Source organism: Hymenobacter norwichensis DSM 15439 (assembly GCF_000420705.1).
Classification (GTDB): Bacteria; Bacteroidota; Bacteroidia; order Cytophagales; family Hymenobacteraceae; genus Hymenobacter; species Hymenobacter norwichensis.
Genome location: NZ_ATVL01000006.1, coordinates 53,207 through 76,210 on the forward strand (window position 1 = coordinate 53,207; position 23,004 = coordinate 76,210).

General features: G+C 58.2%; 21 protein-coding genes and 1 tRNA gene. 13 read left to right on the top strand and 9 right to left on the bottom strand.

Features of this window, described 5'->3' with window-relative positions; genetic code table 11:
• Positions 1-12 precede the first annotated feature (12 nt).
• The gene (locus tag G536_RS0101325) at positions 13-495 is read left to right on the top strand and encodes a DinB family protein (RefSeq protein ID WP_022821774.1); all 483 of its coding nucleotides are present in this window, start codon (positions 13-15) and stop codon (positions 493-495) included.
• 40 nt (positions 496-535) lie between these two features.
• Here the strand turns inward: G536_RS0101325 and G536_RS0101330 are convergent, their stop codons facing one another.
• The 5 genes from G536_RS0101330 to G536_RS0101350 form a co-directional block, all read right to left on the bottom strand.
• Entirely contained in the window at positions 536-994 is a 459-nt protein-coding gene (locus G536_RS0101330) for a hypothetical protein (protein ID WP_022821775.1), read from the bottom strand.
• A gap of 69 nt (positions 995-1,063) precedes the next feature.
• Complete coding sequence (locus G536_RS25715) at positions 1,064-1,885, bottom strand: helix-turn-helix domain-containing protein (RefSeq protein ID WP_022821776.1); 822 nt, start codon at positions 1,883-1,885, stop codon at positions 1,064-1,066.
• 85 nt (positions 1,886-1,970) lie between these two features.
• Positions 1,971-2,786 carry a hypothetical protein gene (locus G536_RS0101340; protein ID WP_022821777.1) on the bottom strand — a complete coding sequence of 272 codons (816 nt, stop codon included), beginning with the start codon at positions 2,784-2,786 and terminating at the stop codon, positions 1,971-1,973.
• 80 nt (positions 2,787-2,866) lie between these two features.
• Positions 2,867-3,535 carry a head GIN domain-containing protein gene (locus G536_RS0101345; protein ID WP_022821778.1) on the bottom strand — a complete coding sequence of 223 codons (669 nt, stop codon included), beginning with the start codon at positions 3,533-3,535 and terminating at the stop codon, positions 2,867-2,869.
• Positions 3,536-3,722: 187 nt separating this feature from the next.
• Positions 3,723-4,871 (bottom strand): MFS transporter, encoded by a 1,149-nt coding sequence (locus tag G536_RS0101350; protein ID WP_022821779.1) that lies wholly within the window; start codon positions 4,869-4,871, stop codon positions 3,723-3,725.
• A 186-nt stretch (positions 4,872-5,057) separates the two neighbouring features.
• Here G536_RS0101350 and G536_RS0101355 point away from each other — a divergent pair, with 186 nt between their 5' ends.
• The 3 genes from G536_RS0101355 to G536_RS30145 all read left to right on the top strand — a co-directional run bounded on the left by G536_RS0101355 (position 5,058) and on the right by G536_RS30145 (position 10,534).
• Positions 5,058-5,738 (top strand): T-complex 10 C-terminal domain-containing protein, encoded by a 681-nt coding sequence (locus G536_RS0101355; RefSeq protein ID WP_022821780.1) that lies wholly within the window; start codon positions 5,058-5,060, stop codon positions 5,736-5,738.
• Between the two features lie 286 nt (positions 5,739-6,024).
• Positions 6,025-7,788: a T9SS type A sorting domain-containing protein gene (locus G536_RS25720; protein ID WP_022821781.1), complete on the top strand. Its 1,764-nt coding sequence runs from the start codon at positions 6,025-6,027 to the stop codon at positions 7,786-7,788.
• A 127-nt stretch (positions 7,789-7,915) separates the two neighbouring features.
• Entirely contained in the window at positions 7,916-10,534 is a 2,619-nt protein-coding gene (locus G536_RS30145; RefSeq protein WP_022821782.1) for a pectinesterase family protein, read from the top strand.
• 125 nt (positions 10,535-10,659) lie between these two features.
• Here G536_RS30145 and bla read toward each other — a convergent pair whose 3' ends face one another.
• Entirely contained in the window at positions 10,660-11,469 is an 810-nt protein-coding gene (gene bla, locus G536_RS0101370; RefSeq protein ID WP_071837648.1) for a subclass B1 metallo-beta-lactamase, read from the bottom strand.
• Positions 11,470-11,695: 226 nt separating this feature from the next.
• On the opposite strand from bla, the gene G536_RS0101375 reads away from it, so the two are divergent.
• Positions 11,696-13,135 (top strand): aldehyde dehydrogenase family protein, encoded by a 1,440-nt coding sequence (locus tag G536_RS0101375; protein WP_022821784.1) that lies wholly within the window; start codon positions 11,696-11,698, stop codon positions 13,133-13,135.
• 311 nt (positions 13,136-13,446) lie between these two features.
• On the opposite strand, the gene G536_RS0101380 is transcribed toward G536_RS0101375, so the two are convergent.
• On the bottom strand, positions 13,447-14,043 hold the full coding sequence (locus tag G536_RS0101380) for a DUF4202 domain-containing protein (protein WP_022821785.1): 597 nt from the start codon (positions 14,041-14,043) through the stop codon (positions 13,447-13,449).
• 227 nt (positions 14,044-14,270) lie between these two features.
• Here G536_RS0101380 and G536_RS25730 point away from each other — a divergent pair, with 227 nt between their 5' ends.
• The 6 genes from G536_RS25730 (at position 14,271) to G536_RS0101410 (ending at position 19,887) form a co-directional block, all read left to right on the top strand.
• Positions 14,271-16,325, top strand: a complete 2,055-nt coding sequence (locus G536_RS25730) for a GMC family oxidoreductase N-terminal domain-containing protein (RefSeq protein ID WP_022821786.1) — start codon at positions 14,271-14,273, stop codon at positions 16,323-16,325.
• Between the two features lie 68 nt (positions 16,326-16,393).
• Complete coding sequence (locus tag G536_RS0101390; protein WP_022821787.1) at positions 16,394-16,810, top strand: hypothetical protein; 417 nt, start codon at positions 16,394-16,396, stop codon at positions 16,808-16,810.
• A 95-nt stretch (positions 16,811-16,905) separates the two neighbouring features.
• The gene (locus tag G536_RS0101395; protein ID WP_022821788.1) at positions 16,906-17,409 is read left to right on the top strand and encodes a hypothetical protein; all 504 of its coding nucleotides are present in this window, start codon (positions 16,906-16,908) and stop codon (positions 17,407-17,409) included.
• 62 nt (positions 17,410-17,471) lie between these two features.
• Positions 17,472-18,569: a DUF3616 domain-containing protein gene (locus G536_RS0101400; RefSeq protein ID WP_051166853.1), complete on the top strand. Its 1,098-nt coding sequence runs from the start codon at positions 17,472-17,474 to the stop codon at positions 18,567-18,569.
• 114 nt (positions 18,570-18,683) lie between these two features.
• A complete protein-coding gene (locus G536_RS0101405; protein ID WP_022821790.1) occupies positions 18,684-19,190 on the top strand; it encodes an acyl-CoA thioesterase in 507 nt (168 codons plus the stop codon).
• A 124-nt stretch (positions 19,191-19,314) separates the two neighbouring features.
• A complete protein-coding gene (locus tag G536_RS0101410; protein WP_026879740.1) occupies positions 19,315-19,887 on the top strand; it encodes a type 1 glutamine amidotransferase domain-containing protein in 573 nt (190 codons plus the stop codon).
• Between the two features lie 258 nt (positions 19,888-20,145).
• Here G536_RS0101410 and G536_RS25735 read toward each other — a convergent pair whose 3' ends face one another.
• Positions 20,146-20,652, bottom strand: a complete 507-nt coding sequence (locus tag G536_RS25735; RefSeq protein WP_022821791.1) for a DUF6992 family protein — start codon at positions 20,650-20,652, stop codon at positions 20,146-20,148.
• 92 nt (positions 20,653-20,744) lie between these two features.
• The gene (locus G536_RS25740; RefSeq protein WP_022821792.1) at positions 20,745-21,419 is read right to left on the bottom strand and encodes a porin family protein; all 675 of its coding nucleotides are present in this window, start codon (positions 21,417-21,419) and stop codon (positions 20,745-20,747) included.
• Between the two features lie 201 nt (positions 21,420-21,620).
• On the opposite strand from G536_RS25740, the gene G536_RS0101425 reads away from it, so the two are divergent.
• Together G536_RS0101425 and G536_RS0101430 are read left to right on the top strand one after the other, a co-directional pair.
• Positions 21,621-21,695: transfer RNA gene (locus tag G536_RS0101425), tRNA-Val, on the top strand.
• A 355-nt stretch (positions 21,696-22,050) separates the two neighbouring features.
• Positions 22,051-22,956, top strand: coding sequence for a histone deacetylase family protein (locus G536_RS0101430; RefSeq protein WP_022821793.1), 906 nt, complete (start codon positions 22,051-22,053; stop codon positions 22,954-22,956).
• Positions 22,957-23,004: the final 48 nt, after the last annotated feature.

Here is a 23,004-nt window from a genome sequence, read left to right on the forward strand (position 1 = left end):
ATTTAAATCTGCATGGAGAAGAATACCCGCGCCGCCGTAGTACAGCAGCTCGTCAGCCTGCTGACCGAAGCCAATGCCCACGTTACCTTCGAGCAGGCCTGCGCCGATGTGCCCGCTGCCTTACTCAACCAAAAGGCTCCGGGTTTGCCGTATACCATCTGGCAGCTGGCCGAGCACCTGCGCATTGCCCAGCTGGATATTCTGGAGTTCAGCCGCAACCCCGCGCACGAGTCGCCGGAGTGGCCTGTCGGCTATTGGCCCGCCCCGGAGGCCACGGTAGATGAGGCCGGCTGGCAGGCTACGCTGGCCGCCATCCGCCACGACCAAACCGAGTTTATTGCGCTGCTGCACGATGAATCCAACGATTTGCTAGCGCCCTTTGCGCACGGCACCGGCCAAACCCTGTTGCGCGAAGCCCTGCTCATTGCCGACCACAATGCCTACCACACCGGCCAGCTAGTGTTGCTGCGCCGCCTGCTTGGTGATTGGGAATAGCTGGTGCGCCTAACACCCGAAACGGGTGGCGGAAAAAGGCCTAATGGCTGATGGGGTGTATTTTTTCGTCTACCTCTGTGCCTTGCCCCGCCACTCGGCACCAGCCTGTTTCTTTTTTAATGAACACTTCCAGCCGGCGCACTTTCAAGGCTACGTCGTGCCCATCAACGAGGAGGCGCACATCGGCCAGCCAGTTTACCACGGCCGAAGTGCCACCATATATCCGGATGATTTCGGTGCCTGGCACGGGAGTGACTGACTTGAAAACCAGCTTTTCCTTGGTTTGCACCCCTTTCCACTGCTGTACGGAATAGGAGATGTCTCCCTTGGCCCCAACGGCTACTACATCTGAGGGGCAGGACACTCTTTCGGGGCCGCCGGGGCCGTGCAGGAGGGTACGAATTTGCCGCCGTTCTGTGGGGTAGCTGGCGGTATCTAGCTGAGCTACAGCAGCGGTGGCTGTCAGCAGCAGTAGGGTAGTGGTTGTCGTCTTTTTCATGGCCCAGGGCGTTGCTATCCGCCAAAACTAGCGGGTCCCGGAACCATAAAATAGTATAAATCCGACATCCTAAATGCGCAAATCGTCCTGCACTTTCAGCGGCGAGTCGAGGATTTGCAGGGCCAAGGCTTTGGGCGTAGCATCCGCGAATTCCTTGAAGTCTCTGATTAGGTGCATCTGGTCGTAGTACCCGCACGCATAGCTGATAGAGGTCCAGGTGTGCTGCGGCTGGGTGAGTTTCAGGCGGTAGGCCTTCGAGAAGCGGATGATTCGGGTGAAAAACTTAGGTGAGTAGCCCAGCAGCTCCTTCGATTTCCGCTCAAACTGCCTGATGCTCAGGCACGCCGTAGCCGCGGCTTGGTCTAAAGTGTAAGCGCCGTTGCCACCAAGCATGGCCTGAGCTGCGCGTTCGAATGGATTGTAGCTGGCCAAGTTCATCCGGCGCAGCAAATACGCTTCCACCACGGTTTTCATTTCCACGGGGTGCCGGGCTGCCCTTAGGCGGTCCGCCACGTCGCTGATTTCCCGGCCCAGGATATCCGCTGCGTTGCAAGGCAGGTCTAGCAGCTCGTGCATGGGTACGCGCAGCAGCCGAAACAAACCGCCCGGATGAAATGCCACCGTCACAAACCGGTGCTGCGGGCCCATAGCTAATTCTACCTTGGTGGTTTGGGGGCCAACAATAGTGCAGGCGGGTAACTCAGTGAACAGATGTTTGCCTTGGCGGCTTTTGGTGGCGTCGGCGGGGTAGAAGTTGAGGCTGTGCTGCGGCGTAGGCGGAAACGGCGCCACGCGGCTGTAAGCAGGACCAGCCAGCTGCACTTGCACTACCATTATATGGCTTACAAAGGGTCGTAAGGCCGGGTGCACGGCGTAGAAATCAGGCTTCATACACTTGCGGCGGTGGATGGGCTAACCGGAGGGTTTTCCGAATGCCTTTACTGCTGTATCGAGTAAGGTGTTAAAATACAGAGAATTACTTCTTGTGAAACCCTTCCTCTCGCAACATTTCCATGGCATCTACAATACTGAAACTATGAAGATCATACACTAGGAACTTACCAGCGCCAATACCCCGTATCCGAGCAGCTAATTTACCCCGAGGTCCTAATTTAAAATGACCGAAGCGCTGCATTCTGTCTTTTCTATTCCACCAGAAAAAACTGTAATGGTCTTCATAAGAAGAGTAAAAGATAACATTGTCCCGGTCGGAAGTTAAAGCGTAAGACCCCTTGAAATCAACGGGCGTTGGTTGTTGCGTCAGCCGGTAGTCGGTAAGACGAAGCTCTTGTAGAGGAAACCCGGTATATGTGTAAGCAAGCACGGAATCGTTGTCTTGTTTGCATATGCAGTAGCAGGCCAGGATGAAGCCGTGCCCACCGGATACGTAGCCGAAAACCTGTTGGCCCTCAAAGTCAAACACTGCTATACCATCTCCGGTAGGCGACCTTTCACCTGCCGCTTGGTCGAAGTAGGCAACCACAATTCGATTGGCTTGTACCAACACATCTTCTATGTATTCGCCAGCATTGAAGGACAAAAGCTTGCGGCCTGTGTAATCGAAAATATGGCCGGTGTCTGGATTGCCTACCTGTTCGCCGATTATCAAAAAACGCTCGGCATCCAACTCCCGAATCCATGCGTAGTTAAATTGATATGGAAGGGTCAACTGCATGCTGTTCCACCAAACTTCCATATTGTTCATCAGCGCAATGAAGTTGCCGTACTCGTCGGCATCCAGGTCTAGTATGTGCAACTCGCCACAGTCGAGCGGGTAGGTGGTAATGGGCATGAGGCTGAAAACGAAAAAGCAGAAAAGGCTGCTGGTAAGCTAGCATTTTCTGCTTTTGAAAAGCCGGGTGGCTGAGGGGGTTAGCGGCTGACGCGGGCGCGGCCTTTATTGTGCACGTCGCTGGCGCCGGAGCTATGGGCTTGCAGCTCGTCGTCTACGTACACGTAGGCATCGGAGGCGCCGGAGGCTTGCACGCTGGCGGTGCGGCTGCGCAGATCGGAGGCGCGGTAGTCGCTACTGCCGCTGATGTCTACCTGCTGGCGCTCCACGCGGCCATCAAGGCGGACGTCGGAAGCGCCGCTGGCGTTTGTGGTCAGGGATTTGGCGTTGAGCGTGAGCGTCACGTCGGAAGCGCCGCTGGCGTTAATGCGGAAATCGTCGGCGGAAATGGGCGTTTCACCTTTCACGTCAGAAGCACCGCTCACCTCAATGCCGGCCAGCTGCGGCGTGGTGATGTACACTTTCACGGTTTTGCTGCGCAGCATCTGAGTGAGCGAGAAGTTTTTGTCGCGATAGATGGTGAGCGTATTGCCGCGCACCTCGGTTTTCACCGATTCCAGTACGTCCTGGTCGGCATCAACCTCTACTTTGGTGGTGGGTCCCTGCCGCACGTACAGGTTGATGGCGCCGCTGGCTTTCACCATCTGAAAAGAGCCAACCGACCGCTGCTGCTGGGCCACGGAAGAACAGGCAGATAAGCCAACCAGCGCGGTAGTGGCCAGGACCGAAAGAAGGGCGAAGGATTTCATAAGGCTGCGTTTGAAAGGTGAGAGGCTACTACTATCTCAGATGCAGCACAACATAAAACCGTTGCCTAGCTATATAAGTAAGTTTTGAATTACTGATTGAGAATTATCGGTATCCAGAACAATGTAGCGACGCTACAATCATTTCACTGTCATTGTAATCAGCAGCTCAATTGTCAGCAGTCCAACCCTAAATCTTCCGCACCAGCACCACCACCACGGCCCCCAGCAGTGCTACCAGCCCAAACGACCAGCGCAAACTGGCGGCTTCGGCCACAAAGCCCACCAGCGGCGGCACCAGCAAAAACCCGAAGTAGCCCACCGTGGAAACCGACGCAATGGCGGTGCCGGAGCTAAGCGCCGAGGTACGGCCCGCCATGGCAAACACCATCGGAACCACGCACGACACGCCCAGCCCCACCAACACAAACCCCAGGCCCGCTACCAGCGGCACTGGAAATAATGCGGCCAAGCCCAGCCCCACTGTCATGAGCAGGCCGCTGTAATGCAGAATGGGTTTCACGCCGAAGCGGTTGGCCAGCGAGTCGCCGGTGAAGCGGGCAATGGTCATGGCCACCATGTACACGGCATAGCCAATGGTGGCTGTTTCCTGGGGTACGTGCACGGCTTTCTGAAAGTAGATGCCGCTCCAGTCGTACATGGTGCCTTCGCAGGCCATGCAGGCAAACGCAATAACTCCGAATTTCAGCAACGCCTTATCAGGCAAGGCGAAACCGGCGCGCCGCTCGGTGGCAACGGGTGCCACGTCCAGCGTGGTTGGAAAAAAGTACACGGCTACGCCCGTTAATACCACTGCTACGGCCAGAAAGTGGTACGTGGGCATGATGCCGGCTGGCACCAGGGCGGCGCTTACGGCCGCCGCCGCAAAGCCCGCCACGCTCCATACCCCATGAAAGCTGGCAATGATGGAGCGGGAATACAGCTTCTGCACGCTCACCGACTGCGCATTGACGGAAATATTAAGTAGGTTTCGGGACGAGCCAAAGCAAAACAGCAGCGCCACTAATTGCCAGGTTTCCTGCGCGAAGCCCAGCAGCGCCAGCGCTACATTGTAAAGCACCGCGCCCCCCATCATCACCTGCCGGCTGCTAAAGCGCTGATGCAGCCAGCCCGTAACGGGGAGCGTAAGCATGAGGCCGGTGGGCAACGCCAGCAATACGCCACCCAGCTCAGCCTCGTCTAGTCCTAGTTGGTGCTGAATGGTGGGAATCCGAGAGGCCCACGTGGAAAACCCGAAGCCCGAAACAAAGAAAAACAAGGCAATGGCTACCCGCGCCCGTTGCGCGGTGCTGTTTTCCAAAACTTCCGTCGTTGCCATACAAACACTGCTACCTGAGTGGCAAAGGTACGCCGGGCGTGTAGGCCACCGCCGCCGTGCGCCGGAATTAGTTAGGTATATGGCGCCGTAGCTAAACAGTACGCTTGGCGTTGGCAGCCGCAGCCACTCACGACAACCCCACAGTAGGTCACCTCGTATCAGCCCTCATTACAGCCAGCCGGCTATATGCTGTTCTCCCTGACGTTTCCTTTTATGAACAAGAACCTGCTCTTTCTGTCGGTAGCCGCGGCCACACTCGCCGCTACCTCCTGCACCCAGGATAAGCCTGCCGCCGTGGATGCCGCCACTACGCCCGCCGCCGATACGGCCGTGGTAGTAAACGAAGCCCCTGCCGACACCGCCGCCTACCGTACCGACGCCGATGCCCTGGCTGCCCGCGTAGCCCAAGACCTGAAGCTGACCGATACCGTAGTGGTAACCCGTATCTCGAAAACCTACTACACCCGGGGCCGCCGCCTCAACGAGGCTAACGCCCGCTATACCGCCGATACCACTGGCCGCTATGCCACCCTGCGTACCATTAACGACGAAACCGACCAGCAGGTGAAGGCCATCGTGCCCGACCAGTATGATACGTATGCTGCCAACCGCGGCACATATTATGATGGCACGCCCTACACGGCCATTGTGGTAGCGCCAGCAGCTTCGGCCAGCGCCGCGCCGGCTCGCCGCCGCGGACCGGCCATTGAGAAGTACGAGAAGAAGGCCAACGGCGAAACCAAAATCAAGTACGCCAACGGCAAAACCGTGAAAATCGATAAGGACGGCGACACCAAAGTGGAGTACCCGAACGGTACCAAAGTGAAGCGCGACGCCGACGATGGCAAAGTGAAAGTGAAAAACTAACCAGTAGTTTTCTGCTGAATTCGAAGCCTCCATACCCAGCGGGTGTGGAGGCTTTTTTCGCGCCCACGGTTTCCGATTTGGTTGCCTGTCAATGTAGCCTCGCGGCGGAAATGGTAAGCTAGGGCCTGAGCGCTGGCAACGTTGCCGGCAACGATTGCATAAATAAATCAATCGTTTGCCTGTCCGCTTGGGCCTGGAAACATGTAGTATAGTTCTTCGATATTATTGTCGGCCTTGTAACAGGCCCTGCGTTCTGTCTCAGAATTCTACCACCTAATTCCCCCTGATGCGTTCAAGCTCTACTCTTCCTGTTCTTAAAAACTATGTAGCAAAGCCCGGCCAATGGCTGGCGCTAGCTGTAGCGCTAACTGGCCTGGTCCCGGTGGCGCAGGCCCAGCTGCCGTCGTTTCCGGGGGCGGAGGGCGCCGGCAAATTCACCAGCGGCGGCCGGGGTACAGTGGCAGTGCCAACTACGGTGTTCGAAGTCACCAACCTCAACGATGACAACCTGCCGGGCAGTTTCCGCTACGCAGTAACGGCAGCGGCCACGCACCGCACGGTGGTATTTCGGGTGTCGGGTACCATTCATCTGCTGTCCGATTTGCGGATTTCGCGCGCCAACACCACCATTGCCGGCCAGACTGCGCCCGGCGACGGTATCTGCCTGGCCGACTACCCAGTAAGCGTCAGCAACGACAACGTTATCATTCGGTTTATCCGCTTCCGCCTCGGCGACAAAAACCAGAACCAGGGCATGGTGAATGGTAGCGGCGACGATGACGCTTTTGGGGCCCTGAGCCGTAAAAACCTGATGATTGACCACTGCACCATGAGTTGGTCGGCGGATGAGGCCTGCACCGTGTACCGCGGCGACAGCACCACGATGCAGTGGAACATCATGAGCGAGCCGCTCGACTACTCCTACCATTTTGAAACCGGCGACACCGACTTTGAGCGGCACGGTTACGGCGGCATCTGGGGCGGGCGCAACGCCTCATTCCACCACAACCTGCTGGCGCACATGCGCGGCCGGATGCCACGCTTTGATGGCAGCCGCAACCTTTCGCCGAACACCGCCGGTCAGGAAAACGTGGATTTCCGCAACAACGTCATCTACAACTGGGCCAGCTACAACGTGAATGGCGGCGAAGGAGGCAACTACAACATTGTCAATAACTACTACAAGTACGGCCCCAACACACCCACCAGCTCGTCGGGTGGGGTGCCCATCCGGAGCGAAGTGCTGAACCCGTACAAGCAAACCTCGTTGCCCTACGGCCGCTACTATATGGCTGGCAACTACGTGGATAGCTACCCCAACGTAACGGCTAACAACTGGCTGGGTGCCGTGATGAACGGCGGCACCCGCGCCGATACCACGCTTTCCAAAGTCTTGGTGCCCTTCACCACCGTGCCCGCCATTGCCCCGCAAAGCGCCCTGGCAGCCTACGCGGCTGTGCTGCAAAAAGCCGGCTGCGTGCTCCCCACCCGCGACACTTTGGACCAGCGCATCGTCAACAACGTGCTCAACCGCACCGGCCGCCTGATTGATGTGCAGGGCGGCTACGCGCACGGCACGCCATATAGTGTTTCGCAGTCGGCGTGGCCAACGCTCAACTCGCTGCCCGCCCCCCTCGACACCGACCAGGACGGTATGCCCGACGCCTGGGAAATTAGCATGGGCCTGAACCCCACCAACGCCGCCGACCGCAACACCCGTGGCACCAGCGGCTACACCATGCTGGAAAACTACCTCAACGGCCTAACTGCCACCGTGCTAGCCAAGTCCGCCGCTGTGGATGCTTCGGTGGCTGCCATTCAGGCCTATCCTAATCCGGCTCAAAACCAGCTCACGGTAGCCCACCCGGTAGCCAGCCGCGGTGCCGAAGTGCAGCTATACAGCCTGATGGGCCAGCTGCTGACCAAGGTAGCCGTAACGCCCGGCTCGTTGGAAACCCGGCTACCCGTAAACCGCCTCGCGCCCGGCACCTACTTGGTGCGCTACTCCGACGCCGCCACGCAACTGACCACCCGTTTCGCCCGGCAGTAACCAGTTACCAGGTAGGAGTTGCCGGTTGCCAGTCATGCATTCTGCAAGTCTTGGGTAACCGGCAACTCCTACCTGGCAAACGGTGACTCTCAACTGATTCCTTTCCTGTACCCTAAAAATTCCCTTTATGTCTCATTTGTACTCTATTAAGAGCTGGCTGGCAACGTGTTGCGTTGTGCTACTCAGTGTATTTGGTAGCCGGGCTTTGGCCTATGACTTGGTGGTAGCCAAAGACGGTACCGGCAACTACACCACCGTGCAGGCCGCCATCAATGCCGCGCCCATGGGCCGCACGGCGCTCTACACCATCTTCATCAAGAATGGCAAGTACCGCGAGAAAATAACGGTACCCAGCAACAAGCCCTTTTTGCAGCTCGTGGGCGAAAGTGTGGCCAACACTATCCTCACCTACGGCGACGGCGCCAGTGACCCGCTGCCCGGCGGCGGTACCGTGGGCACCCAGAACTCGGCTAGCTTCACGGTGAATGCGCCCGACTTTTCGGCCCTCAACATCACCTTCGTAAATTCCTACGGCGACGGTACGCAGGCAGTGGCCGTGTTGCTGAATGCCGACCGATCAGCTTTCAAGAACTGCCGCTTCCTCGGCAACCAAGATACGCTCTACACCAAAGGCAGCGGCGTGCCCCGCCATTATTTCCGCGACTGTTATATTGATGGCAACGTAGACTTTATCTTCGGTAGCTCGGTGGCCTTGTTTGAAAACTGCGTGGTGTACGCCAAGGCCCGCACCACAGCCGGTAGCTCGTTCATTACGGCGGCCAGCACACCACCGGGCCAAACCTACGGTTACGTGTTCAAGAAAACCAAGCTGCCCGCCAATACCGGCGGCACGGTGTATTTCCTAGGCCGGCCCTGGCAGAACTCCACCGGCAGTTCGCCGCTGGCCAACAACAAAACCGTGTTTATCAACAGCACGATGGGCGCGGGCCTGATTCAGCCGGCCGGCTGGACCGCCTGGGACGCGGGCACCAATACCAGCCTGATTACTTATGCTGAATTCCGGAGCCGTTTCTACGCCGGCAACCTACTGCCTACCACCCAGCGCGCCGCTTGGTCGCAGCAGCTAGCCCCAGCCGATACGGCGGCCTACAACCGAAGCGCCATGTTTGGTACCTGGGACCCGTGCACCGTGGCTACCGGCCTGTGCACCAGCACCACTTCCGCCGATATTGCCGTTTCCAACTTCCGGGCCGCGAAAGGCGCTACGCAAACCACGTTGAACTGGAACATCAGCTGGGCCATGAGCCAAATCAAGTACGAGCTGTTTCGCTCCGCTGATAACACCACGTTCAGCAAGATTTACGAGGTAACGGCTGCCACCGATTCGCTAATCAACTTCCAAGCTACCGACCCGCTGCCAGCAGCCGGCACGGCGTACTCCTACTACGTGCGAGCCTCCAAAGCCGGCGCGGCTACGCACATCACCGACACCGTGCGCATATCGAGCGTTGCCACGCTTACGGCCCCGGCCAGCCTGGGTACGTTCGTGCAGTATCAAACCGGCACGTCGGCAGTGCAGACCTACGCTATTTCGGGCGTGAACCTGACGGCTAACGTGACGGTAACGCCACCAACTGGCTATGAGGTATCGGCCAACGGGGGCACCAACTGGTACACTGCTGCCACGCCGCTGGTGCTAACGCCTGCCAACAATGCCTTGGCGGCCACCATCAGCGTACGGCTCAATGCTACGGCGCTGGGCGCGTATGCCGGCAACATCACGCATGCTAGCACCGGAGCCACGCCCATAACAGTGGCCGTAACGGGGTTGAAAACCAACAACACCCAAACCATTTCCACCCCGCTGCAATGGTGGTCGATGCGGGTTTCGGCGCAAGACAGTGCGGCGGTTCGTTCCAGCGCCGTAACGGCCAGCACGGCTACCCTGCGGCGGATGGCTGTGTCGGATGCTTCCACGGTAACATTTATCCCCGGCTATTCCAGCCAGTTTGGGCAGGCACTGGCTCCTATTGCGGCCGGTTCCTGGTCGACGACGGCCACACCGCCGGCCCCGGTGGCGGTAGGTTCCAGCCTCAACCGCCGCTTCTATGAGCAGTTCACCATCACGGCTGCCCCTGGCCGGGTTATACGCGTCGATTCACTGCTAATGAATACGGCTTTCTACAATACTGCCAACGGCCGCATGGCCATCGTGTACTCGTTGTCGGGCTTCACCACCGCCGACTCCACTAACATCCCGGCTGGTGGTACCATAGCCGGTACCACGCTGCCCACCACCGGCAACGGCGCCTACAACACTCCCGTGGCGCTGAACAACCAAACCGCCGGGCCCGCCAGCGTGTATCGTTTCGCGCTGTCGGGCACGCCTGGCGGCATAACGCTGGTTAGTGGCCGCACCCTTACGGTTCGGCTGTATTTCGGAGCTGGCTCCAACAACTCGGGCCGCTACGCCTTCCTCAAAGACGTGCTGTTCAAGGGGGAAAGCATAGTGGTAGCCTCCGCGAACCAGCCATTGGCCGGCACTTTGCTGAACGTATTTCCTAACCCCACACTGGACGGCCAGCTGACCGTGGAGCTAACCGGCTACCGGCACGCGGCCGAGCTGACCGTGCTTAATGCGCTGGGCCAGGTGGTGCGGCGCCAGCCAGTAGCCGCCGGTCAACGCCAGCAGCCCCTCGACCTTAGCGCCTTGCCATCGGGCATGTACATCCTACGCGCCACCACGGAAGGTGGTACCGACACACGCCGTATCGTACGGCCGTAGTTAGGTGCGCGCTAGCACACATGCGAAAATCCCCGCCGGTACTGCCGGCGGGGATTTTTGTTTGGACTCTATAGATGTCTCGAGGTAGAGTTCAAGTTTATAAGAACTTGGGCAGTAGCTAAATGCTAGGGTCGGCCGTTCAAGGCAGTCTGAGACTTGGTGCTGGGCGCGTGGAGCAACTCAAGCGTGTGAGCTAGCAACTCGGAGCCGCCCCACTGGCCGTGGCCGGGGACTACCACTGCGGCTTTGGGGTAGCGGGCCGCCACGGTGCGCACGGCTACGGGCCACTGTTTCAGGTCGGCGTCGTCGATGTTGCCAAGAGTGGTGGCATCGGCCCCTTTCACTAGGCAGCCGCCAAACAACACCCGCTGCTGCGGCAGCCAGGCCACCAGGTTGTCGGGGGCGTGGCCGGGGCCAGGAAAGAACAACTCCAGCCGCGTCCGGCCCGCCCGAATTACTGTGTAAGGCTTGATGGCGGGGGTGGGGGTACCATAAGAAAGACTAGCGGCCCGCTTGGCCGTGAGGGGCGTGCTGTACACCTTGATGTGGTTGGCTTGCAGCACCGCCACCCCGCCCATTCGGTCTTCGTGCGCGTGCGTGACAACGGCCAGCCGAACGTGCTGGTGCAGGCTGTCGGCCACCCAGCGCAGCAGTTCCATTGTTTGGGCGGGGTCCCAGGCAGTGTCAATTAGCAGAGCGCCGGTTTTGGTGCTGATGATGAGGCCGTTGGAAGAAACCGGCGTGGGGCTGCCGGGGTAGCGGTGGTAAGACGTATGCACAAACACCCCCGGCGCTACAGACCGCACTCGTAGGTGCAACGTGTTGAGTTTGGTGCCAGTGGGAGGGGAGGCCAGCAGCCAGGAGGGCAAGGAAATCAACAAAGCCACCAGACGTAACCGGGGCCATACGGGCAAGCGCAAAGATGAAACGAGCATTCGAAAACTAAAAGACAAGCTGGCCTAACGCTGTCGAACTCGGAATAGTGCCTACCTTTTTCAACTGCTCACTAGCGCTGCGCTGCTTCAGGGTTAATAATTCGCCTGTCTTCCGTTACTACGCCAAGATGAACCGTGTTGAAACCCAGCGAAAAGCAGCCGACCTTACGTACTAGGCTTGCGTAATGCGTCCCTGATTTGTCGTCCCTGTTTTCACTTGCTGCCCATGTCTGCCGTTTCTGCTGCTGCTCCGCTCGATACTACCACGCTAACGCAGCTTTTCCAGCAGCAGAAGGCCCGCTCGGAAGCTTTGCGCCGCGAGGATGTTTCGGCGCGTGTGGCCCGCTTGCGTAAGCTGGGGGAATGGATAGACGCCAACCGCAAGGCCATTCAGCAGGCCCTGTATGCTGATTTCCGCAAGCCCGCCACCGAAACCGACGTTAGTGAAATCTGGCCTTCCCAAACCGAGCTGAAGCACACATTCCGGCACTTAAAGCGCTGGGCCGCGCCACAACCCGTAGATACGCCGCTGGCCTTGATGGGTGCGCGCGGCTGGATGCAGGCCGAGCCCAAAGGCGTGTGCCTGATTATTGCGCCCTGGAACTACCCCTTCTATCTCGCCATCGACCCGCTGATTTCGGCGCTGGCTGCTGGCAACTGCGTCATTATTAAACCCTCCGAAATGACGCCTGCCGTGGCTGCGCTGCTTAGCCGCATGGCCCGCGAAGTGTTCGACCCGGCTGAAGTATCCGTAGTAGAAGGCGATAAGGAAGTAGCCACCGAACTGCTCAAGCTGCCCTTCGACCATATCTTTTTCACGGGCAGCCCGCAGGTAGGTAAGGTGGTGATGCGGGCCGCCGCCGAGCACCTCACCAGCGTCACGCTGGAGCTGGGCGGCAAGAGCCCGGCCATTGTAGACGAAACCGCCGACCTGCGCGACGCCGCCGAGAAAATCGTGTGGGGCAAGGGCATCAACGCCGGCCAAACCTGCGTGGCTCCCGACTACCTGTTGGTGCACGAAGCGGTGCGCGAGCCGCTACTAGCGGAAATAAAAGCTGTAGTACAGCGCTTCTACAACCCCAACGGGCAAGGCGTGGTGGCTTCCGAGTCGTTTGCGCGCATCGTCAACCAGCACCACTTCGAGCGGGTAGCGAGTTTGCTGGAAGATGCCCAGCAGCGCGGCGCTACCGTAGCCCTGGGAGGCCACGTAGACGAGCGGCAGCGCTTCATCGAGCCGACGGTGCTGCTCAACGTGCCCGCCGACAGCCGCGTGATGCAGGAAGAAATCTTCGGGCCGCTGCTGCCGGTGCGCACTTTCCGCACCCTGATGGAAGCCACCGACGAGGTGAATGCCCGGCCCCGGCCACTGGCGCTGTATGTCTTCACCCAAAGCAAGGAAAACCAGCGCTACCTGCTGCGCAATATTCCGGCTGGGGGAGCGGCTGTCAACGAAACTATTTTGCAGCTAGCCCACCCCGAGTTACCGTTCGGCGGGGCTGGCAACAGCGGCATTGGGCGGGCGCACGGCCACGCGGGCTTTCTGGCCTTCAGCAACGAAAAAGCGGTGTTCAAACAGCGTATTGGCCGTACCGGCATCAAGAGTTTCTACCCGCCTTACACGCCCAAAGTGCAGCGCATGGTTGGCTGGCTGCTCAAGTACTTATAATAGTCAGCCTAAGTAGTGGAGCCGGTGCCAGTGCTGTCCTTTCTGCCAGCTGATCGGTCGTTGCTAGCACCGCATGAATAACTAGCATCGGGCAACAACCGGCCAGTATGCCAAAGACCGGACAGACGAGCGAACTTTCGCGAAGTACTCTGCAACTTAGTGAGTTGTGGATGCTGAATATTGTCTTTAATTGCGTGCCAAGTTGCGGGCACAATAAGTGCAAAAGCCATCCTACTTTGGCTGCGCGGACGCTAGGTCAAGAATGATGGCCGAAAGGAATATCCAGTGCCTATCACATGATAAACTTACTCTTAACTGCCGGCCAGGGCTTTGGCTACCAGCGCCTGTGCATCGGGTGATAGGTCGAGCTGCAAGGCTAGTTCGTGGCCATGCGGAGTCATTTTGCGCCAGGTTTTCTGCACGATGTCAATTACTTTTTCTTCGGGGTGTCGGGCGGCGAAATCCAGAAGGTAATAGCGCAGAAATACCAGGCAGATAACGTCTTCCAGCAGTTGCACTTCGGGGTCGTGCTGGAGTTGCTGTTTCTGCACTAGAGCCTGTACGCGGACAATCAACTCCGGCTCATAACCAACTTCCTGCAACAGTTGGCCGGCCAGTTCGGCGTGGTATTGCTTGAGGCGGTTGCGCCATTTGTGGTAGCCGGCGCGGTCCATAGCAAAATCCTGGCGCGGGATAACCCAGCGTTGAATGTGCTGGCACCGCACCGCTAGTTGCAGCGCCTCACTGGCCTGTGGGGCCACTTCCTGCAAACAGGCACTCATACGCTGGGCATACAGCACCTCCTTGGGGTAGGAAATGCCATCGACTACTTCCATGTTCGGGTCGGTGCTGTTGGCTGCATCGAACTTGCGGATGGCCGCTTCAAATCGTTGAGGGTCGGTCGGCATCAGTGAATTAATGAAGTGGTGAGATGGTGAGTTCGACGATCAGCTTACGCCACTTGCGCAGATCCGCGCAGTTTGGCTTGTAAGAACGGAAAACTCACCATCTCACCACTTCACAATTTCGCCATTTCGTATGCAAGCCGAGTAATTTTGCGGAAAAATCCCGATATTTTCCAGGTGAAGTGGCCTCAGCCGGCCGCGTCGTTCCCACCCGCCTCGTTCAAGCCCGTATGACCTTCACCGAAGTCCAGCGCGAAACGCTCCGCGCCCTCGCCGATACCTTTATACCCAGCCTGGAGGGCCCCGCCGAACAGGCCGCGTATTGGCGCCGCAGGGGCTCGGATGGGTTGAATATCAAGCAGATAGGGGATATTCTGAACGAGCAGCCGGCCGCAGCGCGGGCAGAGTTTATGAAGCTGCTGGGCTTGCTGGACACGCCTACGCTGGGTTTAACGTGGTTTGGGCCGCTGCGGCCATTTGCCCGGTTGCAGCCCGCTCAACGCGAGAAGCTGCTGCAAAGCTGGGCCCACAGCAACATACCACAGCTGCGCAAAGGTTTCCAAGCGCTGCGCAAGCTGTTCACGTTCCTGTACTACGGCGGCTCCACCGCCGAAGCCGGTAACCCGGTGTGGGAAAGTATCGGCTATACGGGCCCCTTGCCTGCCGATGCGGTGGTGGATGCCCCTAAACCCATCCGAACCCTGCGCCCCAGCCAGGACGTAACCTACCACTGCGACGTGCTAGTGATTGGCAGCGGCGCGGGCGGCGGGGTAGTAGCCGGCGAATTGGCCGCCGCCGGCTATGATGTGCTGGTGCTGGAAAAAGGGCCCTACTGCCACGGCTGCGACTTCACACAGCGCGAAGTGGATATGCTGGGCAAGCTCTACGACGGCAAAGGCACCCTAAGCACCCAAGATGGCAGCATCGGGCTTCTGGCGGGCTCCTGCCTCGGCGGCGGCACCACCGTCAACTGGGCCGGCGCCTTCCGTACCCCCGACTACGTATTGGCGGAATGGGCTCAGGAACACCAAGCACCGCATTTCACGTCATCAGCATTTCAGCAAAGCCTTGACGCTGTAAGCCGAGCCTTGAGCGTAAACACCGACTACCCGCGCCACAACGGCCAGAACCAAGCCCTCTGGGACGGCTCCCGCAAGCTGGGGCAGGAGGTGAAGCTGATTCCGCGCAACGAAAAAAACCTCACCGACTCCGAAAGCCACTTCCGCGCCCTCGGCTACAGCAGCCTCGGCGACGCGTACGGCATCAAGCAAGGCACTCTGAACACCTATTTGTTGCAGGCCTTTGAGCACGGTGCCCGTTTGCTAGCCGATACGCAGGTGGAGCGCGTAACCATAGCCGCCGGCCGCGCTACCGGAGCCGAAGCCGTGCACACCACTTCCGATGGCCACCAGGTGCGCGTGACGGTGCAGGCCCAGAGGGTAGTAGTGGCAGGCGGTGCTATCCAGACGCCGGCGCTGCTCTTGCGAAGTGGCCTGCGGCATCCACATTTAGGCCGTCACCTTAATCTGCACCCGACGGTGGTGGTATCAGCACTGTACGAGCAGGCCATGAACCCGTGGTTCGGGCCGAGCATGTCGGTGGTCAACGACAGTTTTACCCGCCTCAATGGCACCAACTACGGCGTGAAGCTGGAAACCCCGCCCGCCCATACCGGCCTGATGAGCATGGTGCTGCCGTGGCTGTCGGGGGCGCAGCACAAGCAGCTGATGCAGCAGGCGGCGCATCTGGGTTCGTTCATTGTCCTGACGCGGGACAGGGACGGGGGCCGCGTCAGCATCGACCGGCACGGACAAGCCCTGATTGATTATGCGCTGAGCGAACATGACCGCGCCAACATGCTGACGGGTGTACGAAAAGCCGCCGAAATCCATGCCGCGGCCGGAGCGCACACCATCTTTCTGCCCCACGGTACGCTGCCCACCTTGCACGCCAAGCAGGGCCAGCTACAGAACCCCGCCGTGCTCGACCAGCTGCCGCACCTAAGCTGGAAGCCCAACCAGTTCGGCCTTTACAGCGCCCATCAGATGAGTTCCTGCCGCATGGGTGGCGACCCCGCCACGCACCCCGCCAGCCCCACCGGCGAAACCTATGAGGTGCGTAACCTATTCGTGGCCGATGCCTCGGCGTTTCCGGCGTGCAGCGGCGCCAACCCCATGCTTACCGTTATGGCGCTGGCCCACCATACCGCGCAGCAACTGAAAACCACTGGGGCTGCCGGAACTGCCGCCGCCGGTACGGGTCGGGGCCACGTTGTGCATGGGTAGCCGCGGCCGAAATAGCCGGACGGCGCGGTTTTCGCGTATGGGGTTGCACGTTCACCTATTTTTGCCCCATGCGCCTCTCACACTCCTTACTCGCCCTTTCTCTGCTGACGGCCACCACCTTCAGCTGTGCCCGCCGCAACAAGAATATTCCCGAAGCTAAATCCGTGACAGTAGCACCGGCGCCGGCCCCCACTGTAGCCCCCACCGCCGCCCGCGACCTGGCCGATGTAATGACCGATGAGCTGAAGCTACGCCCCGACCAGCAGCAGAAGGTGCGGGCCATCCTGAGCAGCACCGCAGAGCAGGCTAACACCGCTCAGAAGCAGTATGCTGGTAACCGCCCTGCTCTGATGACCGAGTTGAAGCGCATTAACGCCTCGTCTGATAAGCAGATGCAACAGGTGCTGACGCCCACGCAATATCAGCAGCTCAAAGCCAAGCAGCGCCAGATGCAGGCGCAAATGCAAAGCCGCAAAGGCAACTGATGCAAAACCGTTCGGGCGCGGGCAACCCTTTTGGTAGCAGCCACATCTGAGGTAGCAACAGCGTGTAGCTGGTATTCACCTCAATCCCCTGCGTCATGAAAAAAAGCTTCGTTTTGCTGAGTGTTGCCTTGCTGCTAGGCTACACCGCCCCGGCCCAAACCATGTCTGCCGCTCCCAAGCAACTGGCGCTGGCCCGGCAGCTCAACCAATTGATGCGCGACCCGGCCAAGCCCAAGCAGGACGTGCTGATTGCCTTGAACAGCTGCCATGTTCAGCAAATTATCCGCGACCGGGACGCGGACGTGAACTTGGATAACCCATTGGCCATGAGCTTTGCTAGCGGCAAATCGGGGTGGGCGGTAAGTTCTAGTAACGGGTTTTTCGAACTGAAAATGGACTTTGAGTGGTCGGACGTTACGGCCGTGAGCTATGCCCGCTCCGATGACAAAGACTCGAAAGCGTTGTATGAAATTCAAATCAAGCGGCAAAAGAAAAACAGCACTACCAACTCTGAGCTGCAACTCTATACCACTGATGAGGCTGTGGTAAAGAACTTGGTAGCGCAACTAAACAAGCTGCGGCAAGGCTGTAACCAATAAGTAACGGCCATAACATTTCGGGGGGCGTGGCCGTTGGCGTACCCAACAACCGCCTCTTCTGCATGCGCCACCAATCCTATCTGCTGCATTTCAATCCTAAGCTGAGCGTAAACAAAGCCGGCAAACACGTCCGCGACGGGCTTTCCACCGTGCTGCGTACCGGCAACAATGTGTGGATGAGCTGTGATGAGCGGACTAGTATTGAGCGGCTGCGCCTGACGGGCGCGCACGAGCTAAGTGCCCATTGCCGCTACGAACTGGCGGAGTTGCTCGACTTGGGTGATGATGGCGAAGTGGAAATTGACATCGAAGGCATGGCCGAGGCCGAGCATTATCTGTGGGTGATTGGCTCGCACAGCCGCAAACGCAAGCAGCCCAAGCCCGACGACGAGGACGTTGCCCACCAAATTTCCCGGCTAGCAGAAGTGAAAGAAGAACCCAGCCGCTACCTACTGGCTCGGATTCCGATGCTGCTCAACCCTACCACCGGCGACTATGAGCTACAGCGCGAGGCCCCGCACCCCACCGACCCCACCAAAACCTTGTGCGCTGCCCAACTCCGTGGCACCGACACCACCAACGACTTACTGGAACTGCTGGCCGAGGACCCGCACCTGAAACCTTTCATGCAGATTCCGGGCAAAGACAACGGCTTTGATATTGAAGGGCTGGCTATTGCTCCTGACGGACGGCTGTTTGTGGGCTTGCGTGGGCCAGTGCTACGCGGTTGGGCGGTGGTGCTGGAGCTACAGCCCTGCGAAGACAAGCACGGCCGATTGCGCCTCGATAAAGTGCCGGGTGCCACCCAGAAGTACTACAAAAAGCATTTCCTGGATTTGGGCGGTATGGGCGTGCGGGAATTGCGCCAGCGTGGCTCCGACTTGCTGCTCCTGGCCGGCCCCACCATGGACCTCGACGGCACCATCGCCGTGTATTGCTGGCCCGATGCTCTGCGTTGCGAACAAGATAGCCTCATCGGTTCCGATAAGCTACAACGCCTCTTCGACGTGCCGCACGGGTTTGGTGCTACCGCCGGCCAGGACAAGGCCGAAGGCATGGCCCTGCTCGACGACCAGCACGTGCTCATCGTGTTCGACAGTCCAACGGATGCCCGCAAACCTGCCCCTCACCAAGTAACTGCCGACGTGTACAAAATCTGACGTCAGTTCATTTTTAGTGGTGCTGCCTAACCAGCGAATATCACCCGCTGGCTGGGGCTGTAAAACAAACGAGTAAGGTTCGAGGTATGGACCTGTCTGACCATTGCCCCCTTTATGGCGTTACTACGCACTCCCGAAACCACTCACCGCGTCCATTTCCAGGATTGCGACATGCTGGGCCACCTCAACAACGCCCGCTACCTCGATTACTTCCTCAACGCTCGTGAAGAGCACACCACCCAACATTACTCCCTCAACCTCGGCGAGCTGGCTCGTGAGCAGGGCTCGGCCTGGGTGATTACCAAGCACCACCTCAGCTACTTGCGCCCGGCAGTACACGCCGAGCGGGTGTTAATTCGTACCCAGCTCATTCATTTCGACAACTCCAACCTAGTAGTGGAAATGCAGATGCTTAGCGAAGACGGACAGCGCCTCAAGGCGTTGCTGTGGTCGGAAATGGCGTTTGTAAGCGTGAAATCCGCCACCCGCTCCGAGCATTCCGATGCCCTGATGGACATGCTGGAAGAGTTGGATGTGGAAGAAGTGCAGTATGATGCCGATGGGTTTGATGAGCGGGTGAAGTACCTGCGCAAAACACTCAAGCAGCTGCGCAAAGAATAGCGCCGCTGGCGTGCATAACTCGGGCCGAAAGCAGTAAAATCAGAACCCACTGCCGAGGCTAGGCGTATTGAAAAAGGGGCCGGGATAGACCCGCAGCCCCTTTTCTTTTTACCTCCCGATCATCATGAGCATCTTCAGCAGCGACAAACTCAAAGGAAAAAAAATAGCCATTGTTGCCACCGACGGTTTCGAGCAGGTGGAACTCACCGAACCCAAGAAATACCTAGAAAATGAAGGTGCCGAAGTGCACGTCATTTCCCTAAAAAGCGGCTCCATTAAAGGCTGGGATGAAACCGACTGGGGCGACAAAGTGGACGTAGACAAGGTAATAACCGACGCCCGCGTAGCCGACTACGATGCGCTGGTACTGCCCGGCGGCCAAATCAACCCTGACAAGCTGCGCGTCGAGCAAGACGTGGTGAACTTTGTAGGTGAGTTTATGCGCTCCGGCAAAGTAGTAGCTGCCATCTGCCACGGCCCCTGGACGCTCATCGAAACTGGCCTCGTGCATGGCAAGAAAATGACCAGTTACCCCAGCATCAAAACCGACCTCAAAAACGCTGGTGCCCACTGGGAAGACTCGGAAGTGGTAGTGGACAAAGGCCTTATTACCAGCCGCAACCCCAACGATATTCCAGCCTTCAATAAGAAGATTGTAGAAGAAATTCTGGAAGGCACTCACGCATCCCGCAGCTAAGCCGTTGGGTTCCATAGCAAAGGCCCCGCCGGCTCAACGGTGGGGCCTTTTGCATTTAATGACTTATTAAAAGTCAAGACTGCGTAGCATAGAGCCGTAGCGGATTCCTAAACAATGCAGCTCGGTACAGTTGCTCCGGTTTGACGGCTTTTCGGCCGTCGGGCTAGTTGTCGTCTGCTACCTAGTAAGGGTAGTATTTCATAACCGGCCCGACAGCCGAAAAACCGTTAAACCGGGTGAGCTAGTTCTAAAACCACTTTAGTATAGCAACTCCAGCAGCCGGCTGGCCTGCTGGTGATACACCAAGTAAAAGCTTACGTCAAATACAAATAGAAATCCGCCTTGCAGCCACAACGAACGGCCGAAACCTAGCAGGCGCTCCGGTAGCTTGTTGGCCGTGGCCGCCCGCGCCCGCAGCCAACTCCCAATGCACACGTACGCTACATCGAGGCCCGCATTGAAAAGCAGGATTTTCTCGAAGGTAAATTGCGCAGTTAAGCTGTCGGGTAACGTGAGGCCTTCTACGTGGTTAGGTTGCGCCCGGAGCATGCCCCACACTGCCAGCGCCACATTCACGAGGTTCCAACCCAGGTTCATCCGGTGGAAATATACTTCCTCGGTATGTACGCCTGATTGGTTGACTTGGTAGCCACTTACCAGCAGATTGAGCAGTGCCCATGCCCCCAGCACCGCCATGCCCCGCTCGGCCAGCAGCTCACGGGCCTGATTGATGGTGGGTAATGAATCAAGCAAGAGGAATGTCATAAGGTACAATAGTTTGCGGAACAGCTAAAAACTAAAAAGGGAAGCCGCATTGGCCTCCCTTTTCTGATAGTAGTAAACCCGCAGAAATAGATTTAGTTGGTGAACCCAACGCCTACATACACCTGAAAAACACCGTTTTTCACGTCTTTGTACACTCGGGCAGCAGTAGCAGAATCTTTATAGATGTCGGCCAAGCCCAAATCGTAGCGCGCACCCACGCGGGCGGGTCCTATGCGGGCTTCCAAGCCACCCACCACACCATAATCGAGACTATGCAGGCCGGCGCTGGAAATGCTTTTCTCGGCTCCAGCATCTTTCACCCGTACCAACAGCGACGCCTGTGGCCCTACGTGCACGCTCACGTTGTCGAGGAAATTGTACACGAAAAGCACGGGCACCTGAATGTAGTCCAGCCGGGTTTCGCGCGTAGTCGTCGAGCCACCACCTAATGGAACTTGCGTGTCGTCGTAGCCTTTGCGGGAAAACAGGATTTCCGGCTGGATGGAAACTTTGTCGTTTAAGCCAAACTGAGCGTACAAACCGGCGTGGTAAGTTTTCAAATTTGACAGCGCATCTTCGTACGTGTCGCGGTTGCCGCCCCGGATATCAGCCAGGTTGAAGCCACCTTTAATGCCGAAGCCATTGTTGCGCGAGTCACTGGTGGAAGGAGCATAATCGGTGGAAGAGCGCACTCCATCAACGCTTTGCTGGGCCGACGCTGTGAAGCCAACGCCGCATGCTGCAAGTAAGAGAAGTAGTTTTTTCATGGGAATAAGGGGTAAGTAATGGGGCGAAACCCAGGAAGCCACATATGGGCTGGCTAGTTGATGCTAAGCCCCTATACTTTCACCGGGCCGGAAAGTTGCGCCGGCTAAGTATTCGTAACCCATAAATTCTAAAGAATAAGCTAGTATCTCTGCTAATAGTTACTATCTTTGGCTCTTTACGGCCGCCGCCAGACGATTTGCGGGGCGTTAGCTCAGTTGGTTCAGAGCATTACCTCGACAAGGTAGGGGTCACTGGTTCGAGCCCAGTACGCCCCACGCAAATCACCCGAATCCGAAATAACCGTCTGTGAAGACGGTTATTATCGTTTTTAAGGGTGTAGAAAGTAGAACTGGGAATTCAGGCCTTAGACTTGATGATAGCTCTTTCCTGCCAAGCAAAACCAACCGTGTAGCTGATGCAAGTTGTGGCGCCGTTGCCAGTTTACTGGCTTTTTTGCCAGCTGATCGGTCGTTGTCAATACCATATGGCGAACTAGCAGCGGATACCAACGGTGGCATATAGCCGCCCATCATCCCGCTGAAAAACAGGCTGACGGGCGAACCTCCGCCAAGCACTCCACAACTTGGGGTAGCTAAGCTCTTTTTATCTCAGTTCTAAGCTCTACGTAAGATGCTCTCTATTGCCTGGGCACCCCTCTACGCACACCCCTTGCCCGACAATCACCGCTTTCCGATGCTGAAGTATGAGCTGTTGCCTGAGCAACTACTGCGCGAAGGCACAGTGCCGGAAAGTGCCTTCTTCATGCCCGTTGCGCCACCCGCCACCGATATTCTGCGCACCCACGAGGCGGAGTATTACCAGCGGCTCTGCACCGGCGGCCTCACCCGGCAGGAGGAGCGCGCCACCGGCTTTCCGTGGAGTACGCAGCTTATCGAACGTGAAGTAACTATTCTGGGCGGTACGCTGGAATGTGCCCGTCGCGCCCTGCAAAGCGGTATTGCGCTCAACATTGCGGGCGGTACGCACCACGCCTTCCGCAACCGGGGCGAAGGGTTCTGCCTGCTCAACGACCAAGCCGCCGCCGCTGATTACCTACTGGCTCACCCGGAATTTAATGTGCGTAAAGTACTGATTGTAGACCTGGACGTGCACCAGGGCAATGGCACAGCCAGCATTTTCCAGCAGGAGCCGTGCGTGTTCACCTTCTCGATGCACGGCGCCCGCAACTACCCGCACCGCAAAGAGCAATCCGACCTTGACCTGCCCCTACCCGACAACACCGATGATGCCGCCTACCTTACGCTGCTCCACAATACGCTCCCGCGCCTACTCGACGAAGTGCAGCCCGATTTCGTGTTCTACCTCAGCGGCGTTGATGTGCTGGCCACCGATAAGCTAGGCCACCTCGCCCTCAGCCGGGAGGGCTGCCGCCAGCGCGACGAGTATGTACTAGGCCTCTGCCACCGCCACAAGCTGCCCGTAGTGGTGTGCATGGGCGGCGGCTACTCCCCGCGCATCGCCGACATTATAGAAGCCCACGCCAACACCTTCCGCGCCGCGGCGGCTATATGGTGAAGTAGTAAACTTGTGAGATGGTGAGATTGATGTTTCAGCGGGCCTACT

What these genes read in the sequence shown, in the direction of transcription:
- G536_RS0101325 (WP_022821774.1), top strand. Translation starts at nt 13, where the DNA reads ATGGAGAAGAATACCCGCGCCGCCGTAGTACAGCAGCTCGTCAGCCTG.
- G536_RS0101330 (WP_022821775.1), bottom strand. Translation starts at nt 994, where the DNA reads ATGAAAAAGACGACAACCACTACCCTACTGCTGCTGACAGCCACCGCT.
- G536_RS25715 (WP_022821776.1), bottom strand. Translation starts at nt 1,885, where the DNA reads ATGAAGCCTGATTTCTACGCCGTGCACCCGGCCTTACGACCCTTTGTA.
- G536_RS0101340 (WP_022821777.1), bottom strand. Translation starts at nt 2,786, where the DNA reads ATGCCCATTACCACCTACCCGCTCGACTGTGGCGAGTTGCACATACTA.
- G536_RS0101345 (WP_022821778.1), bottom strand. Translation starts at nt 3,535, where the DNA reads ATGAAATCCTTCGCCCTTCTTTCGGTCCTGGCCACTACCGCGCTGGTT.
- G536_RS0101350 (WP_022821779.1), bottom strand. Translation starts at nt 4,871, where the DNA reads ATGGCAACGACGGAAGTTTTGGAAAACAGCACCGCGCAACGGGCGCGG.
- G536_RS0101355 (WP_022821780.1), top strand. Translation starts at nt 5,058, where the DNA reads ATGCTGTTCTCCCTGACGTTTCCTTTTATGAACAAGAACCTGCTCTTT.
- G536_RS25720 (WP_022821781.1), top strand. Translation starts at nt 6,025, where the DNA reads ATGCGTTCAAGCTCTACTCTTCCTGTTCTTAAAAACTATGTAGCAAAG.
- G536_RS30145 (WP_022821782.1), top strand. Translation starts at nt 7,916, where the DNA reads ATGTCTCATTTGTACTCTATTAAGAGCTGGCTGGCAACGTGTTGCGTT.
- bla (WP_071837648.1), bottom strand. Translation starts at nt 11,469, where the DNA reads ATGCTCGTTTCATCTTTGCGCTTGCCCGTATGGCCCCGGTTACGTCTG.
- G536_RS0101375 (WP_022821784.1), top strand. Translation starts at nt 11,696, where the DNA reads ATGTCTGCCGTTTCTGCTGCTGCTCCGCTCGATACTACCACGCTAACG.
- G536_RS0101380 (WP_022821785.1), bottom strand. Translation starts at nt 14,043, where the DNA reads ATGCCGACCGACCCTCAACGATTTGAAGCGGCCATCCGCAAGTTCGAT.
- G536_RS25730 (WP_022821786.1), top strand. Translation starts at nt 14,271, where the DNA reads ATGACCTTCACCGAAGTCCAGCGCGAAACGCTCCGCGCCCTCGCCGAT.
- G536_RS0101390 (WP_022821787.1), top strand. Translation starts at nt 16,394, where the DNA reads ATGCGCCTCTCACACTCCTTACTCGCCCTTTCTCTGCTGACGGCCACC.
- G536_RS0101395 (WP_022821788.1), top strand. Translation starts at nt 16,906, where the DNA reads ATGAAAAAAAGCTTCGTTTTGCTGAGTGTTGCCTTGCTGCTAGGCTAC.
- G536_RS0101400 (WP_051166853.1), top strand. Translation starts at nt 17,472, where the DNA reads ATGCGCCACCAATCCTATCTGCTGCATTTCAATCCTAAGCTGAGCGTA.
- G536_RS0101405 (WP_022821790.1), top strand. Translation starts at nt 18,684, where the DNA reads ATGGCGTTACTACGCACTCCCGAAACCACTCACCGCGTCCATTTCCAG.
- G536_RS0101410 (WP_026879740.1), top strand. Translation starts at nt 19,315, where the DNA reads ATGAGCATCTTCAGCAGCGACAAACTCAAAGGAAAAAAAATAGCCATT.
- G536_RS25735 (WP_022821791.1), bottom strand. Translation starts at nt 20,652, where the DNA reads ATGACATTCCTCTTGCTTGATTCATTACCCACCATCAATCAGGCCCGT.
- G536_RS25740 (WP_022821792.1), bottom strand. Translation starts at nt 21,419, where the DNA reads ATGAAAAAACTACTTCTCTTACTTGCAGCATGCGGCGTTGGCTTCACA.
- G536_RS0101430 (WP_022821793.1), top strand. Translation starts at nt 22,051, where the DNA reads ATGCTCTCTATTGCCTGGGCACCCCTCTACGCACACCCCTTGCCCGAC.